A 16,199-nucleotide genomic window follows, 5' to 3' on the forward strand; every position below is an offset into this window, starting at 1 on the left:
CGGCCCGCGCACGGGCCGTCATTGCCCGCCCGCCCCCGCGCGTCCCACCTTCCCGTCGGAGGTGACACCATGGCTTCGGACAAGGACTCCAAGAACTTCCAGCCGCGCAACCGGGGACAGCTGGAGGACGCGCTGGACCGCGGCGCCGCCGAGCTGGCCCGGGAGCGCGCCCACGCGGCCGCCCGGGAGGACGCCAACCCCAGCCCGCTGGAGGAGACGCGCTGGGAGGCGGAGGTGGAGCGCGGCGACGAATGGCAGGACGAAGAGGTGCCCGAGCGCGAGGCGCGGGGCGACGAGGAGCCGGACTCCGAGGTTTCCCGGCGGGGCCTCGTGAATCCGCCGCCCGAGTCTTAGGGCGTTGGGGGCAAACCCGTGAGGTGGAGGCTTTCGCGAATTCTCACGGGTGAAGGGGGACCTCTTGCCCGGTGCGCACGGCGGGGGGATGCTGTGCACGCCGTTCCCCCTTGCCGTCCGCCGTTGCCGCCCCAGGAGTCGATGCACCGTGAAGCCCAAGGTCCTCATCGTGGAGAACTCCTGGACCATGCGCGAGACGCTCCGGCTGCTCTTGTCGGGTGAGTTCGACTGCACGGTGGCGGCGGATGGGGAGACGGGGCTCGCGCACGCGCGGACGCAGCCGCCGGACGTGCTCCTGTCGGACGTGAACATGGAGGGCATCGACGGCTACGAGCTGTGCCGCCGCGTGCGCGCCGAGCCGGCCCTGGCGAACCTGCCGGTGGTGTTCGTCAGCGGCTACGCGCCGCGCACGGACCTGGAGCCCGGGCAGCCCCAGCCGGACGCGTACCTGGTCAAGCCGGTGAAGCCGCCGTACCTCATCGCCCAGCTGCATGCCGTGCTGCAGCGCGCGCGGGGCGACACCGCCAAGGCCGCGGGCGAGGGCTGAGCCGGACGGCCGTCCAGGCCCCGCGCCTGTGTCGCGGCGCGGACGCCACACGCTTCTGACACTGACCTGGGACACGGGGAGGGCTATACCTTGCCCACCTTTCTTTCCCCACGTCCCGAGGTGCTCGCGTGCTCAACGCCATCCCCCGCGTCCCGGCTCCCAAGAACGAGCCCGTCCTCTCCTACGCCCCCGGCACCCCCGAGCGCGCGGAGCTCCAGTCCACCCTCAAGCGCATGAGCGGGGAGCGCATCGACATCCCCGTCGTCATCGGCGGCAAGCACGTGAAGTCCGCCAAGACGGACACCGTGCGCATGCCGCACCGGCACCAGCACGTGCTGGCCACCCTGCACGAGGCCGACGCGGGCCACGTGGAGCAGGCCATCCAGAACGCCATGAGCGTGAAGGAGGACTGGGCGCGGATGCCCTTCCACGCGCGTGCGGCCATCTTCCTGCGCGCCGCGGAGCTGCTCACCACGCGCTACCGCCCGCTGCTCAACGCGTCCTCCATGCTGGGCCAGTCCAAGACGGCGCACCAGGCGGAGATCGACGCGGCGTGCGAGCTCATCGACTTCCTGCGCTACAACGTCCACTTCGCGCAGCAGATCCTGGCCCTCCAGCCGGAGAACTCGCCGCAGACGTGGAACATGACGGACTACCGGCCGCTGGACGGGTTCGTCTTCGCCATCGCGCCGTTCAACTTCACCTCCATCGCGCTGAACCTCTGCGTGTCGCCCGCCATCATGGGCAACGTGGTGCTGTGGAAGCCGTCCTCCACGCAGGCGCTGAGCGCGTGGTACGGCCTGGAGCTCTTGCGCGAGGCGGGCCTGCCCGACGGCGTCATCAACATGCTGCCCGGCGACGGCCCCACGGTGGGCAACCCGGTGCTGGCCAGCCCCCACCTGGGCGGCATCCACTTCACCGGCTCCACGCCCACGTTCAACAACCTGTGGAAGACGGTGGGGGAGAACATCGGCCGCTACAAGCAGTACCCGCGGCTGGTGGGTGAGACGGGCGGCAAGGACTTCATCTTCGCGCACCCGTCCGCGGCGGACGACCTGGAGGCGCTCGCGGTCGCCATCGTGCGCGGCGGCTACGAGTACCAGGGCCAGAAGTGCAGCGCGGCCAGCCGCGTCTACGTGCCGGAGTCCCTGTGGGGCAAGCTGAAGCCCCGCCTCCAGGCGCTCATCGGCGAAATCAAGATGGGCGACGTGGCGGACTTCCGCAACTTCATGGGCGCGGTCATCGACGAGCGCTCGTTCAAGAAGGTGTCCTCGTACATCGAGCTGGCGAAGTCCGGCGGCGACGCGACCATCGTCGCGGGCGGCGGCACGGACAAGAGCGAGGGCTACTTCGTGCAGCCCACGCTGGTGCAGTGCACCAACCCGCGCCACCGCATCATGACGGAGGAGATCTTCGCGCCGCTCGTCGGCGTGTACGTCTACCCGGACGCGAAGTTCGAGGAGACGCTGAAGGAGTGCGACCAGTCCGCGAGCTACGCGCTCACTGGCGCCATCTTCGCGCGCGACCGCAAGGCCATCGAGCAGATGATGAGCGGCCTGCGCAACGCGGCGGGCAACTTCTACATCAACGACAAGCCCACGGGCGCGGTGGTGGGCCAGCAGCCCTTCGGCGGCAGCCGGGCCTCGGGCACCAACGACAAGTCCGGGTCGATGATCAACCTGTTCCGCTGGTCGAGCCCGCGCACCATCAAGGAGAACTTCGCGCCGCCCGTGAAGGTCCCCTACCCGTTCATGGACAGCGACCCGAAGGAAGGGGCCCTCTAGTTCCATGAGCGGACCGTTCCCGGGCATCGCGGGGCTGGAGACCTACGCGCTGGAGGACGGCGGCTGCCGCGTGGAGGTCATTCCCACGCGCGGCGCGCTCGTCACGCGCATGGTGGTGGACGGCGAGGACGTGCTCTACCTGGACGAGGGCACCGTCGCCGACCTCACGAAGAGCGTGCGCGGGGGCATCCCCGTGCTCTTTCCCAACGCCGGTCCCCTGCCCGGGGACACGTATCCGGCGGACCGCAAGGCGTACTCGCTGCCGCAGCACGGCTTCGCGCGGAAGCTGCCGTGGACGGTGCGCCAGGCGGAAGGCTCGCTGCTGGTGCTGGGGCTCACGTCGTCGGAGGAGACGCTGCGCCAGTACCCGTGGGCCTTCGACGCGCAGCTGGCGTTCTCGCTCACGGGCCGCCGGCTGACGCTGGACTTCGACTTGGAGAACCGGGACACGCGGCCCCTGCCGCTGCACCTGGGCTACCACCCGTACTTCCGCGTGCCGCAGGGGCAGAAGGCCCAGGCGCGCGTGGAGACGGACGCCACGCACGCGTGGGACAACCGCGCGAAGCACGAGGTGCCCTTCACCGGCCTGGACCTCACGGCGCAGGAGGTGGACATGCACCTGCGTGACCACTCGGCGCCGGGCACGGTGCTGGAGCGGGGCCCCGGCCTGTCTCCCGTGAAGCTGTCGTGGAGCCAGGAGTTCCGCATGCTCGTGGTGTGGACGCTCCAGGGGAAGGACTTCGTCTGCGTGGAGCCGTGGACGGCCGCCGCCGGGGCGCTGGCCACCGGCGAGGGGCTGTTGCACGTGGCCCCGGGCGAGCGCGTGTCGCTCGCGTTCGACATCGAGGCGTGAAGCACGGCCCTTCGTCCCGCGCGCGCTTCAGGCGTGCGGGATGAGGGGCAGGCTCAGCGGGCCGCGCACGGTGAGGGAGGTGTTCCACTTCACCGGGCCCGTGGGCGTGAAGCGCGTGAAGCGGGACAGGAGCACCTCCAGCCCCACGCGCGCCTCCAGCCGGGCCAGCGGCGCGCCCAGGCAGAAGTGGATGCCGTGGCCGAAGGGCATGTTGTTCACGCCCTCGCGGTCCATGTCGAAGGTGTCCGGGTCCTTGAAGCGCTCGCCGTCGCGGCACGCGGAGCCGATCATCAGCGCCACGCGCGCGCCCTCCGGAATCACCACGCCCGCCACCTCCGTGGCCTGGGTGGTGACGCGCACCAGGCCGTGCACGGAGGGCTCGTAGCGCAGCACCTCCTCCACGAAGCGCCCCACCTGCGACGGGTTCTCGCGCAGGCGGGCCACCAGGTGCGGCTGCTCCATCAACAGGCGCACGCTGTGGCTGACGAGCTGCACGGTGGTCTCCAGGCCCGCCACCACCAGGAGGAACAGGAAGCTCATCAGCTCCGCGTCGGAGAGCGCCTCGCCGTCCACGCGCGTCTTCACCAGGTCCGACACCATGTCGTCCTGCGGGTGGCGGCGGCGCTCGGCGACGACGTCGGACAGGTAGTCCTCCATCTCGCGCACGGTGGCCTTGATGGATTCGTGCCGGTGGGTGTCCTTCTCGGTCGTGCCGGACACGCTGGACAGGTCCACCGACCAGCGCTTGTAGCGGGCCGTCATGGTGGGGTCCAAGGCGAACAGCTCGCCAATCACGCTGGCGGGCAGCGGCATGGCGAAGGCGTCCACGAAGTCCACCTCGCGCTCCGGGGACAGCCGCTCCGCCAGGGCTTGCGCGAAGCTCCGGATGCGCGGCTCCAGCCGGTTCACCGCCGCGGGCGTCCACGCGCGGCTCACCAGCGTGCGCAGCCGCATGTGGCGCGGCGGGTCCATGACGATCATCGACTCGGAGAACGGGTTGTGGCCCAGCCACGGTGGCGCGGTGGTGGTGCGCACCCCCGCGGAGGAGAAGACCTGCGGGTTCTTGAAGGCCGCGGCCACGTCCTCGAAGCGCGTGAGGGCCCAGAGTCCGCCGGGCTCCACCTGACACACCGGCGCGGTGCGGCGCAGCTCCGCGTAGACGGGGTAGGGGTTCGCCCGGACCTCCGGGGCCATCAGGTTCACGCGTCCAGTCATGAAAGAATTTCCTTTCCGGGCTGGAAATCTATACCCGCTATACTGGCTGATGAACAGAGGCGCCGCCTCCCCTCCTTCGAGTCACCATGTCCCGCATCCTGCTCGCCGCCGTTCTCGCGCTCGGTCTGTCCGCGTGCTCCGACGACCCCGACGAAGTCACGCCTGACTCGGGCACCTCCACCACCGACGCGGGCCGCGATGCGGGCACGGATGTGGACGCCGGGACGGACGTGGATGCGGGCACGGACGCCGGGACGGGCGTGGACGCGGGCTCGGATGCCGGGACGGACGCGGGTACGAGCAGCTCGCACGGCTCCGGCAAGCTCGCGTGCAGCAAGACGGGCACGGTGAGCACGGACGCGGGCACGCTGACGTACTGCGTGGCACAGGTGGGCGCGACGGAGGTGAAGTACATCGAGCCGAAGCAGGGCATCGCGCCCGGGCCCATGCGGCTGGCCATCTACCTGCACGGCGACGGCGCGGCTGTGTACACCGGCAGCAACCCGCGCTCGCTGTACACGCACGGCGGTTGGACGTACGGGCACAACACGCTCTACGTGACGGCGCTCGCGCCCAACAAGTGCGCGTGGTGGGTGAAGCCGGAGTACACGGACTGCCCCGACCAGGGGGTACCGCTGACGGAGCGTGACCTGGAGGGCAAGAACGCGGCGGAGCTGGTGTCGCTCATCGAGGCGCTGCGCAAGGGCTGGGACATCCAGGACGGACCCATCCTCTTCGGCGGATCGTCGGGCGGCAGCATCCAGCTGACGGCCAGCTTCCTGCCGCGCTACGGCGACCGCTACCCGGGCGTCTACGCGCTGAGCTGCGGCGGTGAGAAGCCGTGGTCAGGCAACATGGACTGGGACGCGTCGAACGCGGCGCTGCGCGCGGGCACGAAGTTCTGGTTCACCTACGGCGACCAGGACTACCTGCTCCAGGACATCCAGGCGGCGGAGCAGTACCTGGGCGGGCTCCAGTTCCCGGTGAACGACAAGGTCATCGCGGGCGCGAAGCACTGCGCTTTCGACCAGGTGGGCCGCGTCACGGAAGTGTGGAACGAGGCCACCGCGCAGTAACGTCAGGCCTTCGCGGGCACCGGGGCATCCGCCAGCCGCACGTGGATGATTCCCGGGGTCCGGTGCCGGAACCAGGGCAACACGTTGAACGTGTTCAAGACGGCGCGATGGAAGCCCCGGGGGAACACGTACGGCACCTTCGAGACGTGCGTCACGCGTGGGTGCCAGCGCTTCAGCGTGGGCGCCACCTCATCCACGTTGATGCCCCACGGCATGGGCGGTGACCGGTAGGCACGCGTGCGGCGCTGCCCCGCGAGCGTCTGCTGGGAGACCCACCGGGGAATCGTGTCGAAGAGCAGCTCCGCGCCCGGGAAGCGCTCCGCGATGTCGACGAACAGGCGGCGGACCTCCTCCTCCTGGAAGTACATGAGCAGTCCCTGCGCGATGATCAACACGCCATGGGATGCGTCCACCGCGTCCATCCACGCGCGGTCCAACGCGCTGGCGGCAAAATGGCGAAGCCGCTCCGTGGGAGGAAGGAAGCGCTCGCGGATGGCCATGGCCTCCGGCAGGTCCACGCTCAACCAACGCAGTCGGCCATTGTCCACGCGCAGGGCCTGCGTCTCCAGCCCCTCCCCCAGCGACACCACGAAGCCATCAGGGTGCGTGGCCAGCCACCGGCGCAGGACGCGATCCGTCTCCACCGCGCGGATGGCATGGGACGCCTGCGCCTTCCCGAACGAGCGCTCGAAGTCGTACTGGATGGCGTCGTAGATGCGCACGCAGTCCGCGTCGCGAAGGATGCCGTCGGGCCGCTTCGCCTCCGCCGCGCGGTTGTGCAGCGTCAGGAGCAGCGTCTCCGGGATGCCCGTGAGGTTCGGAACGTAGCGCTCGGCCATGTCAGGTCTCCGTCCTGGATTTCAATACGACCCGCTGGATTCGGGAGCAAGAACCGGAGCGTGGGCGGTGGACGGAGCTGTCTACCGTGACGCGCACTCTTCCTTCGCCACATGGAGCAGCCGAATGCGCCTCTACGACTATCTGCCTTCCGCGAACGGCTACAAGGTCCGCACACTGCTGAAGCAACTGGGCCTCGCGTACGAACTGGTGCCGGTGGACATCTTCGCGGGGGAGAGCCACACAGCGGACTTCCACGCGAAGAACCCGGACGGTCGCATCCCGGTGCTGGAGCCGGAGCCCGGGCGGTTCCTCGCGGAGTCCAACGCCATCCTGTTGTTCCTCGCGGAAGGCACGCGACTGATGCCGGACGACCGCTTCGCGCGGGCACAGGTGCACCAGTGGATGTTCTTCGAACAGAACGCGGTGGAGCCGAACCTCGGCACCGCGCGCTTCTGGCTCCTCACGGGCCGGCAGTCACCGCAGTCCGAAGTGCTCCGCAATCGCGTGCAGAACACCGAGCGTGCGCTGTCCGCGCTGGAGCGGCACCTGGGCCGGCGCACGTTCCTGGTGGACGACCGCTACACCGTCGCGGACGTCTGCCTTTACGCGTACACGCACCTGGCGCCGGAGGCGGGCGTGGAACTGGCGCCCTACCCGGCCGTGTCCGCGTGGCTGGAGCGCGTGAAGGCCTGGCCCGGCTTCCTTGGCCCCGTGCCGCCCTACTCCGCGAACGCGCACGTGGCCTGAGCCTGACGGGCTACTCCGACTCCGCGGCCACGGCCTGACGGGCCTCCGCGTCCGTGAGCATCACCGTGGGCGCGTCCGCCTTCGCTTCCATGAGCCGCTTCGCCAGCAACTCCGTCACGGGTGCGAGCACGCTGAAGTGCGTGGCGCCCGGCACAGCGAGGAACGACAGCGGCGCGCCCTTCGCCGCCACGCGCAGCGGTTCGAACGCGTCCATGTTGCCGTGGTCCGAGCCCTCGATGACCTGTGTGGGCACGCGCAGGTGCTCCACGTAGCTCACCGGGTTGCGCATCCACAGCTCCGACCCGCGAGCCTGCCCCAGGAGCGGCACATAGGCCGCGTACTCGGACACGTCGTGCACCGGCCCGAACACGTAGGCTCCCTTCAGGCGCGGTGACAGCACCGCGGCCATCAACGCCACCGTGCCTCCCGTGCTGTGCCCCGCCACGTAGATGCGCGCGGGGTCCACGTCCGGGCGCTGCGCCACGAAGTCGATGGCGGCCACCACGTCATCCACCTCGCCCAGGAAGTACTCGCGCGCTCCCGGGTTGTCGTCCGAGCCGCGCAAGGACGGCAGCATCAACACCAGCCCCGCTTCGCGGAACGCCCGCGCGCTCTGATCATTGCTGCGCGGCGAAGGCGCCCACGCGAAGCCATCGAGCCCGAAGTCCATGCCGCCGTGGATCCACACCACCGCGGGTCGCTTCGTTCCCTCGCGCACGGGCGTGACGTAGGCCGCGTTGCTGCCCAACGGCGCGGGATAGCGCACGCGCTCGAACAGCTCCTTCGGCGGCGTGGGCGCGGGGATTCGCTGCGAGGGCTCCACCTTCAACTGCGTGCGGAAGGTCTTTCGAAGATTCACGGACGTGGGCGGCGCGGGCTTGGAGCACGCGGCGAGGAAGAGACAGGCCAGCAGGCCGGCGAGGACTTGGCGGTGGAAGGACATCATTCTGGGAATACGCGGTGAATCGCTGTCACGGGCCCGCGACATGCGCGACTCCGTTCCGGAGGGTGGCTTGACAGCTCACGCCTTCGCGTCTACTTCTTCTCGCAGAATGTTCGTCACCTCCGCCATGTGCATGTGTTCGATGCCTGTTCCGGGTGGGCCCAAGCCCGCCGCGGCCGGCTGACGCACAGCCTGCCCCTGGCGAGCCAACCGGAGCCCACCCACCCGCGAGGGTCGGTGGGCTTCGTCGTTCCGGGCCTCCGCTCTCGCACCCCTGCCGAGGAGCGTCGCAGCGCCCAGTAAGTCCTGAAGTCCTCCCCGCCACCCGCAGTGCCCTGACGTCCCCACCACCCGTCTGCCTTCACGCACGCGCGTTCCCTCCGGAGCGACGCGAACAGGAGTCCCTTGCCATGAGCACGCCCAACGAACGTCCGCTGCACCCCGACACGCTCGCGCTGCACGCCGGCTATTCGCCCGACCCCACCACCGGCGCTCGCGCGGTGCCCATCTACCAGACGACCAGCTACCGCTTCCGCGACGCGGACCACGCCGCCGCCCTCTTCGGCCTCAAGGAGTTCGGCAACATCTACACGCGCATCATGAACCCCACGACGGACGTCTTCGAGAAGCGCATCGCCGCGCTCGAAGGTGGCGTCGGGGCGCTCGCGGTCGCGTCCGGTCAGGCCGCGCAGACGCTGGGCATCCTCAACATCCTGAAGACGGGGGACGAAATCGTCTCCGGCGCCAGCCTCTATGGCGGCACGTACAACCTCTTCAAGGTGACGCTCGCGCGCCTGGGCATCACCACGAAGTTCGTGGACGCGGGCAACCCGGACGCGTTCCGTCAGGCCATTGGCCCGAAGACGAAGGCGCTCTACCTGGAGTCGCTGGGCAACCCGCGCCTGGACGTGCCGGACTTCGACGCCATCGGCGCCGTGGCGCGTGAAGCAGGCCTGCCCCTCTTCGTGGACAACACCGCGCTGTCCCCCGCCCTCTTCAACCCGCTGCGCCACGGCGCGAACATCGTGCTGCACAGCGCGACGAAGTACATCGGCGGCCACGGCACCTCCATTGGCGGCGTCATCGTGGACGGCGGCAACTTCCCCTGGGAGAACGGCAAGTTCCCCGAGCTGACCGAGCCCAACCCCGGCTACCACGGCCTGCGCCTGCGAGAGGCCTTCGGCCCCGCGGCCTTCATCCTCAAGGCCCGGCTGGAGGGCCTGCGCGACCTGGGCCCCGCGCTCAGTCCGTTCAACGCGCACGCGTTCATCCTGGGCCTGGAGACGCTGCGCCTGCGGCTGGAGCGTCACTCGCGGAACGCGCTCGCAGTGGCGAAGTGGCTGAAGCAGCACAAGAAGGTGGAGTGGGTGCGCTACCCGGGCCTGGAGGACGACCCCGCGTTCCCCAACGCGAAGAAGTACCTCCAGGGCGGCTTCGGCGGGCTCGTCACCTTCGGTGTGAAGGGCGGCCTGTCCGCCGGGCGCAAGGTGATTGACGGCGTGAAGCTGTGGAGCCTGCTCGCGAACATCGGCGACACGCGCTCGCTCATCATCCACCCCGCGTCCACCACGCACGAACAGCTCAGCCCGGAGGAGCGCGCCAGCACGGGCGTCACCGACGACCTGGTGCGCCTGTCCGTGGGCCTGGAGCACCTGGACGACATCCTGGCCGATCTGGACCAGGCCCTGAGCGCGGCCTGACGCCATGCGACCCGTGAGGCCTGGCCAGGAAGTGCCCCCGCGCGCGGAGACCCCGCGCGTCTTCGACCTGTCGCTGCCGGACCTGCCGCTGGAGGCCGGCGCCCGCGTGGCGCCCCACCTCGTGCGCGGCTGGTGGTGGGGGCCTCCGGAGGACCTCGCGTGGTTGCAGTCCCGCGCCCGCGTGCACTCCGAGGAAGCGACCCGCGCGGGCCGGCTGCGCGTGGTGCGGAGGACCGCCTCCGAGCTGCGCGACGCGGCCTCCGAGTTGCGCGACGCGCGCCGCACCGGACCCCGCCGCACGCCGGACGCGGTGCCCACCGTGCTGCTGGTGCACGCGCTCACCGGGGACATGCACGCCGGAGGTGAAGGCGGCTGGTGGGAGCCCGTCATCGGGCATGGCCGGCCGTTGGACCCTTCACGCGTGCGGCTGCTGTGCTTCAACAACCTGGGCTCCTGCTACGGCACCTTCGGTCCCGCGGACGAGGGCTTCCCGCAGCGCACCGACGACACGCGCTTCGGCCCGTCGCCGGTGCTGCCCAAGGGCGACCTGCGCCTGGACGAGCGCAGCCTGCCCGCGACCATCACGCCGTGGGATCAAGCCCGCTCCATCCTCGCGGCGCTGGACGCGCTGGGCGTGGACGAGGTGGCGCTCGTCACCGGCGGTTCGCTGGGCGGCATGGTGGTGCTGTGCCTGGCGGCGCTCGCGCCGGAGCGCTTCCAGCGCATGGTGCCCATCGCGACGGCGGAGGCCGCGTCCGCGTGGGTGGTGGGCTGGAACCACGTGGCCCGGCAGGCGCTCCTGCTCGACCCGGAGTATCCCGAGTCCCCCAGGCGTGGCCTGGAACTGGCGCGCCAGTTGGCGACGCTCACCTATCGCGCGGAGGCCGGACTGGACGCGCTCCAGCCGCGTCCACGGGCGTGGTCGTCGCGCACGCTGTACCCGGTGGAGAGCTACCTGGAGCACCAGGGCGCGAAGCTGGAGGCGCGCTTCGATGCCCGCTCCTACCTGGCGCTGCTGGGCGCCATGGACCACCACGACCTCACGCGCGTGCCGACGCCCAACGGTGGCCCCGGCGTGGACCGCATCCGCGCGAGCACGTTGACCATCGGCATCGACCGGGACGTCCTCTTTCCTCCCGAGCACATGAAGAACCTGTCCCGGCGCCTGCGCGCGCAGGGGCTCCATGCCGAGTACGCGGTCCTGTGCAGCGTGCACGGCCACGACGGCTTCCTCATCGAATGGGACGCGCTCGCGCCCCTGTTGATCCGCGCGCTGGCCCTGCCTCCGGGCGTGGGCCGCGACGCCCGCCTTTCCTCCCCTGCCGGCGTCCGCGCCCGGAAGACCTCATGACCGCCCCTGTGAGCATCACCCGTTACGCCCCCTTCCTGCTCGACACCGCCCAGGGACTCGCGTCCGTGGCCACGCACCTGTCGCGCCGCGACGCGGGCAGCACGCGCGCCGCCATCGTGTCGTCACCGCCGTGGCTCGCGACGGGGCTGGAGTCCGCGCTGTCCATCGCGTTGAAGGGCAACTCCACGCTGGCCCGGCAGGAGCTGGACGGGCTGCTCGCGCGGGGCCTGTTGATGCTGGAGGAGGCCGAGCGCCGGCTGGGCGCGCCCCCGGGCTCCACGTCGGTGGAGGCGGACGGCGCGCGCACGCTGGCGTCGCTGCTGGAGCCCGCTCGCCGCGCGCTGGATGGCGCCAGCCTCGTGCGTGAGCGGCGGCCCGCGCTGGAGGACGTGGTGCGCGGCACCGGCGAGCGGCTGACGGCGGCGCTGCTCGCGCGGCTCCTGGGTTCGCGTGGCGTGCCGTCGCTGGAGGTGGACGCGGCGGACTGGACGGTGACGGAGGGCGAGCCCGGTCAGGCGCGCGTGAACCGCGAGCACACCCGCGACCGGGTGGCGACGCTGAGGCCTTCGTGGGAGGGGCGGCTGACGCTGCACGCGGGCGGCCGGGGCGTGGCGCTGGATGGGCGCTCCACGACGCTGGGCGTGGAGGGCGCGGACGAGACGGCGGCGGTGTTGTCCGTGTTGCTGGGCACGCCGTTGACGCTGTGGACGGACGTTCCCGGGGTGATGACGGCGGATCCGCTGCACGTGGCGGATGCGCGGCCGGTGCCGCACCTGAGCTACACGGAGGCCCTGGAGCTGGTGTACCTGGGCCTGCCCACGCTGCACCCGCGCGCGCTGTCCACGCTGCGCGACGCGGACATCCCGCTGCGCGTGCGCCACCTGCAACAGCCGGAGGAACCCGGCACGCTCATCGACGTGCGCGGCGCGGGCAACGGCAGCGTGCCCACGTGCGTGGTGTCGCTGGAGGACCTGGCGCTGCTGGGGCTGGAGGGCGGCACGGAGGAAGCGGCGCGGCCGGTGGGGCCTCGCGCGTTGCAGGCGCTGGAGGCCGCGGGCATCAACGCGTGGATGGCGGCGCAGTCGTCACCGGGACGGTCGGTGGCGGTGGTGCTGCGCCGGGCGCACGCGGCCCGAGCGGAGGAGGTGTTGCGGCGCGAGCTGGCCCCGGAGCTGGAGCGCGGCGCGTTGCAGCCGCCCCAGGTGCGCGCCCCCGTGACGCAGGTGGCGCTGGTGGCGGAGGCCATGGGCCAGGGCGCCAACGTGGCGGGACGGCTGTTCCAGCCGCTGGGCGCGCTGGGCATCAACGTGCGCGCCATCGCGCAGACCGCGAGCGCGCGCTCCATCTCCTTCATCGTGGACGGGGCGGAGACGGCGCTGACGGTGCGCACGGTGCACGCGGCCTTCCACTTCGCGCATGAAGAGGTGAGCCTGCTGGTGCTGGGGCACGGCGTGGTGGGCAGCCAGCTGCTGGAGCAACTGCGCACGCTGCAGCAGACGCTGGCGCAGGAGCACGGCATCCAGCTCAACCTGGTGGGGCTCGCGGACAGCCGGCGGGTGCTCTTCTCGCCGGAGGGCATCCCGCTGAACCAGTGGCGCGAGCGCATCGGGTCCGTGCCCGAGGGCACGTCACCGCCCGTGGTGCGCGCGCTGCTGGAGCCGCTGCGCCGGCTGCCGGTGCCGGTGCTGGTGGACTGCACCGCGGCGGAGGGCATGGAGGCGCTGTACCTGGAGGCCTTCCGCAATGGCATCCACGTGGTGGCGGCGAACAAGAAGCCGCTGACGCAGCCGCGTGAAGTCTGGGAGCGGCTGCGGAGCACGGCGCACCTGAACCACCGCGCGTACCACTACGAGACGACGGTGGGCGCGGGGCTCCCGGTCATCCAGACGCTGAAGGACCTGGTGCGCACGGGGGACCGGGTGCACGGGGTGGAGGGTTCGTTCTCCGGGACGCTCGGGTACCTGAGCCAGCAACTGATGGACGGCGTGCCGCTGTCGAAGGCCGTGCGCACGGCGCGCGAGAAGGGCTTCACGGAGCCGCATCCGCGCGAGGACCTGGCGGGCACGGACGCGGCTCGCAAGGCGCTCATCCTCGCGCGTGAGCAGGGATTGGACCTGTCCCTGGAGGACGTGGAGGTGGAGCCGTTCGTCCCGCGCGAGTACCTGGAGGAGCCGGACGTGGAGCGCTTCCTCACAGGGCTGGAGAAGCTGGACCGGACGTTCACCTCGCGCGTCGAGGGCCTGCGCGCGGAGGGCAAGGTGCTGCGCTATCTGGCGCGCATCGACCCTTCCGCGAAGGACGTGCCGGTGCTGCGCGTGGGCCCGGTGGCCGTGCCGAAGGAGCACCCGGCGACGCGGCTGCGCGGCTCGGAGGCGTTCGTGGCCTTCTCCACGGAGCGCTACGCGGACTACCCGCTGCTGGTGCAGGGCGCGGGAGCGGGTGGCCCTGTCACCGCGGCGGGCGTCCTCGCGGACATCCTGAAGATCGCCCAGAACCTGCGGGGGCGGTGAGGCTCAGTAGCCGACGTAGCCGCTGCCGCTGTTCATCGCCTGGACGCCCGGGGTGTTGGACACCGAGCCGTAGCGGTCCACCGCGTAGCGCACGGCCGCGATGATGTTGTCCACCGGGTTGCGGATGTTGTCGTGGCCCGGGAGCTTGAACGCGTCGAACGTGGGCTGGATGGTCTGCATCAGGCCGATGGACGGGTGGCCGTCCTTCGCGTTCTGGTCCGTGAGGTTGATGGCGTTCGGGTTGCCGCTGGACTCGTGCTCGATGATCTTCGCGATGTCCTGGGGGTTCATCTTGTCCACCGGGACGCCCGCGGCCTTGAGGATCTCCATGGCCTGCTTGATCCAGTCACCCACCTCGCCCTTCGGCATGTCGCCCGTGGCACCGGCAGACTGAGCGGAGTCGGCCTGGAACGAGTCACCCGCGCCGGACGCGCCGCCCGTGCCGCCCGTGCTCGACGAGGCGTCCGCGCCGGACACGCCCCCCGGGGCCTGGGCTCCGTCCACGCCGTCCGCGGAGGCAGCGCCACCGCTCAGGGCGGGCTGGAGCATCTGGACGAGTTGCTGCAGCTCCTTCACCACCTCGCCGAGCCCCTCCATGAACTGCTTGAACTGAGCGCCCTTCGCGGGGCCCGCGCTGAAGCCATCCTGCTGGAACTGGGACGCGAAGCCCGACCCGGGCTTCTGGCAGCCGCCACCCTGCACGCGGGCGCCGGACACGGCATCCGGGCGGGAGGCGAAGTCCTGGGAGGGGATGCGGGAGGAAGCGGGGCGGCTGGAGATGGGCGAGAGGGCCATGGGGGATTTCCTCGGGAGATTGAGTGCTGCTGACGAGGAACACCTACAGCAGGAGACATGCCAACCCTTTGGAGGACATCCACCGCAAGCCAGGTGCTTGATGTCCTTGAGGAAGCGCGAGGCGCGGGGGTGCTCACCGAGCCTCGGCCCTGGTGACTGGAGTCATCCCCTCACGAACCGCGGTCACCACCCGCGATGCGCCGACGTCTCACGGCCGTCGGCGCCGCGCTCTACTTCGTGCGCCCACCGGGCTTCCGGCTCCGTGCTGCCGGCGCGGCCTTCTTCGCGGGTGCGGCCTGCTTCCTGGCCACGGCCTTCTTCGCGGGCGCGGCCTTCTTTCCACGGGCCTTCTTCGCGGAGGCGTTCTTCCCGACCGGCGCGGCCTTCTCCGCCACCCGGGGCTGCTTCGTGGTCGCGGCCTTCTTCGTTCCGCGCGCGGGGCCATGCTTCTTCAGCTCGGCGGCGCCCTGCTTCGCGAGCCCCTTCTCCAGCGCGGGAGGCTTCCCGGCGCCCTTCCTCCCCGGGGGCTCACGCTTCGGGGGACCTCCCCGGTTCACCGCCACCGCCCTTCCGGAGAAGGCGTCCCAGCGCTCCAGCGCAGCCGACCAGCGCGCCAGCAGTTCCTCGCGCGTGCCCGCGTCCGGAAGTCCTTCCGCATGGAGCGCGACGGTGACGCCATGCACCGACGGCAGCACGCGAAGCTGCACGGTGCGAGCCCGGGGCCACTTCGCATGCTCCAGGCGCAGCCGGAGCTGCTGGGGCGGAACCCGGCGCACCACCTTGACGCGCGTGCCGTCCGACAGCGAGACCTGAGCCCCTTGCTTCAGGGGCTGGGAGCAAGAGCCCACCCAGCGCATGAGTCCCGCGTCCTCGCCCCAGGCGGCCCAGGCCATCTCCGAGCCCACCGCGAACGAGCGCCGCACTCCTGCCTGATATCCACCATCCGCAGTCCGACCTGTCGACATTGACGCTCCTGGTTCACCCATCGTGTTTCACAACCTGGAAGAAACGATGCGCCATCTTCCGGCCAGGCGACGGCCTTCACGTCCGTCACCCGCGCACTGCAAGTTACCCGGCCTGCTCGCAAGCCATCCTGGGAGACTCACCCCGTGCGCTGCAACCGGCGCTTGTACTTCTCACCCCAGTCCCGCAGCCCGATGAGCACCGGCTCCAGGGAACGGCCGAAGGCGGTGAGCTCGTACTCCACGCGCGGCGGCACCTGCGCGTAGACCGTGCGCTTCACCAGCCCGTCCTCCTCAAGCTCGCGCAGCTGCAATGTCAGCATGCGCTGGCTGCAGTTGGGCAGCCGCTTGCGCAGCTCACCGAAGCGGTGCGTGCCCTTCAGCAACCAGTACAACACCACGCCCTTCCACCGTCCGCCGATGACGCCGAGGGACGCCTCCACCGCGCAGTTCGTGTTCGAGTCGTCGTCGCGCTTGCGGCTCATGGTTACCTTTTTGTACGTACTTCCCAAACATGTGCGT

At 70.7% G+C, this 16,199-nt stretch carries 15 protein-coding genes; 9 read left to right on the plus strand and 6 right to left on the minus strand.

Annotation, left to right across the window (positions count from 1 at the left end):
• Positions 1–69: 69 nt before the first annotated feature.
• From AABA78_RS06960 to AABA78_RS06975, 4 genes are all read left to right on the plus strand, one after another.
• Positions 70–354 carry a hypothetical protein gene (locus AABA78_RS06960; protein ID WP_338262181.1) on the plus strand — a complete coding sequence of 95 codons (285 nt, stop codon included), beginning with the start codon at positions 70–72 and terminating at the stop codon, positions 352–354.
• Positions 355–502: 148 nt separating this feature from the next.
• On the plus strand, positions 503–901 hold the full coding sequence (locus AABA78_RS06965) for a response regulator (RefSeq protein WP_338262182.1): 399 nt from the start codon (positions 503–505) through the stop codon (positions 899–901).
• Between the two features lie 128 nt (positions 902–1,029).
• A complete protein-coding gene (gene pruA, locus AABA78_RS06970; protein WP_338262183.1) occupies positions 1,030–2,685 on the plus strand; it encodes an L-glutamate gamma-semialdehyde dehydrogenase in 1,656 nt (551 codons plus the stop codon).
• Positions 2,686–2,689: 4 nt separating this feature from the next.
• Positions 2,690–3,538 carry an aldose epimerase family protein gene (locus AABA78_RS06975; protein WP_338262184.1) on the plus strand — a complete coding sequence of 283 codons (849 nt, stop codon included), beginning with the start codon at positions 2,690–2,692 and terminating at the stop codon, positions 3,536–3,538.
• Between the two features lie 27 nt (positions 3,539–3,565).
• Here AABA78_RS06975 and AABA78_RS06980 read toward each other — a convergent pair whose 3' ends face one another.
• Positions 3,566–4,753 carry a cytochrome P450 gene (locus AABA78_RS06980; RefSeq protein WP_338262185.1) on the minus strand — a complete coding sequence of 396 codons (1,188 nt, stop codon included), beginning with the start codon at positions 4,751–4,753 and terminating at the stop codon, positions 3,566–3,568.
• Between the two features lie 86 nt (positions 4,754–4,839).
• On the opposite strand from AABA78_RS06980, the gene AABA78_RS06985 reads away from it, so the two are divergent.
• Positions 4,840–5,829, plus strand: a complete 990-nt coding sequence (locus AABA78_RS06985) for an alpha/beta hydrolase (RefSeq protein WP_338262186.1) — start codon at positions 4,840–4,842, stop codon at positions 5,827–5,829.
• Between the two features lie 2 nt (positions 5,830–5,831).
• Here the strand turns inward: AABA78_RS06985 and AABA78_RS06990 are convergent, their stop codons facing one another.
• Complete coding sequence (locus AABA78_RS06990; RefSeq protein WP_338262187.1) at positions 5,832–6,668, minus strand: class I SAM-dependent methyltransferase; 837 nt, start codon at positions 6,666–6,668, stop codon at positions 5,832–5,834.
• Positions 6,669–6,792: 124 nt separating this feature from the next.
• Here AABA78_RS06990 and AABA78_RS06995 point away from each other — a divergent pair, with 124 nt between their 5' ends.
• Positions 6,793–7,416, plus strand: a complete 624-nt coding sequence (locus AABA78_RS06995) for a glutathione S-transferase family protein (protein WP_338262188.1) — start codon at positions 6,793–6,795, stop codon at positions 7,414–7,416.
• 10 nt (positions 7,417–7,426) lie between these two features.
• On the opposite strand, the gene AABA78_RS07000 is transcribed toward AABA78_RS06995, so the two are convergent.
• The gene (locus AABA78_RS07000; RefSeq protein WP_338262189.1) at positions 7,427–8,362 is read right to left on the minus strand and encodes an alpha/beta hydrolase family protein; all 936 of its coding nucleotides are present in this window, start codon (positions 8,360–8,362) and stop codon (positions 7,427–7,429) included.
• A gap of 407 nt (positions 8,363–8,769) precedes the next feature.
• Between AABA78_RS07000 and AABA78_RS07005 the strand changes: the two genes are divergently transcribed.
• The 3 genes from AABA78_RS07005 to AABA78_RS07015 are packed head-to-tail and all read left to right on the plus strand — an operon-like array spanning position 8,770 to position 13,920.
• On the plus strand, positions 8,770–10,059 hold the full coding sequence (locus AABA78_RS07005; protein ID WP_338262190.1) for an O-acetylhomoserine aminocarboxypropyltransferase/cysteine synthase family protein: 1,290 nt from the start codon (positions 8,770–8,772) through the stop codon (positions 10,057–10,059).
• Between the two features lie 4 nt (positions 10,060–10,063).
• The gene (locus AABA78_RS07010) at positions 10,064–11,410 is read left to right on the plus strand and encodes an alpha/beta fold hydrolase (RefSeq protein WP_338262191.1); all 1,347 of its coding nucleotides are present in this window, start codon (positions 10,064–10,066) and stop codon (positions 11,408–11,410) included.
• Positions 11,407–13,920: an amino acid kinase family protein gene (locus AABA78_RS07015; RefSeq protein ID WP_338262192.1), complete on the plus strand. Its 2,514-nt coding sequence runs from the start codon at positions 11,407–11,409 to the stop codon at positions 13,918–13,920. The genes AABA78_RS07010 and AABA78_RS07015 overlap by 4 nt, the downstream gene beginning before the upstream one ends.
• A 3-nt stretch (positions 13,921–13,923) precedes the next feature.
• On the opposite strand, the gene AABA78_RS07020 is transcribed toward AABA78_RS07015, so the two are convergent.
• From AABA78_RS07020 to AABA78_RS07030, 3 genes are all read right to left on the minus strand, one after another.
• A complete protein-coding gene (locus tag AABA78_RS07020) occupies positions 13,924–14,715 on the minus strand; it encodes a transglycosylase SLT domain-containing protein (RefSeq protein WP_338262193.1) in 792 nt (263 codons plus the stop codon).
• A gap of 230 nt (positions 14,716–14,945) precedes the next feature.
• Positions 14,946–15,638 carry a hypothetical protein gene (locus tag AABA78_RS07025; protein ID WP_338262194.1) on the minus strand — a complete coding sequence of 231 codons (693 nt, stop codon included), beginning with the start codon at positions 15,636–15,638 and terminating at the stop codon, positions 14,946–14,948.
• 179 nt (positions 15,639–15,817) lie between these two features.
• Positions 15,818–16,162: a winged helix-turn-helix transcriptional regulator gene (locus AABA78_RS07030; RefSeq protein WP_120523747.1), complete on the minus strand. Its 345-nt coding sequence runs from the start codon at positions 16,160–16,162 to the stop codon at positions 15,818–15,820.
• Between the last annotated feature and the right edge of the window lie 37 nt (positions 16,163–16,199).

The sequence above is a fragment of the Corallococcus caeni genome (genome assembly GCF_036245865.1).
GTDB classification, from domain to species: domain Bacteria; phylum Myxococcota; class Myxococcia; order Myxococcales; family Myxococcaceae; genus Corallococcus; species Corallococcus caeni.

Bases quoted from the DNA above. Each gene is read 5' to 3' on its own strand.
- AABA78_RS06960 (WP_338262181.1), top strand. From the start codon at position 70: ATGGCTTCGGACAAGGACTCCAAGAACTTCCAGCCGCGCAACCGGGGA.
- AABA78_RS06975 (WP_338262184.1), top strand. From the start codon at position 2,690: ATGAGCGGACCGTTCCCGGGCATCGCGGGGCTGGAGACCTACGCGCTG.
- AABA78_RS06980 (WP_338262185.1), bottom strand. From the start codon at position 4,753: ATGACTGGACGCGTGAACCTGATGGCCCCGGAGGTCCGGGCGAACCCC.
- AABA78_RS06985 (WP_338262186.1), top strand. From the start codon at position 4,840: ATGTCCCGCATCCTGCTCGCCGCCGTTCTCGCGCTCGGTCTGTCCGCG.
- AABA78_RS06990 (WP_338262187.1), bottom strand. From the start codon at position 6,668: ATGGCCGAGCGCTACGTTCCGAACCTCACGGGCATCCCGGAGACGCTG.
- AABA78_RS06995 (WP_338262188.1), top strand. From the start codon at position 6,793: ATGCGCCTCTACGACTATCTGCCTTCCGCGAACGGCTACAAGGTCCGC.
- AABA78_RS07000 (WP_338262189.1), bottom strand. From the start codon at position 8,362: ATGATGTCCTTCCACCGCCAAGTCCTCGCCGGCCTGCTGGCCTGTCTC.
- AABA78_RS07005 (WP_338262190.1), top strand. From the start codon at position 8,770: ATGAGCACGCCCAACGAACGTCCGCTGCACCCCGACACGCTCGCGCTG.
- AABA78_RS07010 (WP_338262191.1), top strand. From the start codon at position 10,064: ATGCGACCCGTGAGGCCTGGCCAGGAAGTGCCCCCGCGCGCGGAGACC.
- AABA78_RS07015 (WP_338262192.1), top strand. From the start codon at position 11,407: ATGACCGCCCCTGTGAGCATCACCCGTTACGCCCCCTTCCTGCTCGAC.
- AABA78_RS07020 (WP_338262193.1), bottom strand. From the start codon at position 14,715: ATGGCCCTCTCGCCCATCTCCAGCCGCCCCGCTTCCTCCCGCATCCCC.
- AABA78_RS07030 (WP_120523747.1), bottom strand. From the start codon at position 16,162: ATGAGCCGCAAGCGCGACGACGACTCGAACACGAACTGCGCGGTGGAG.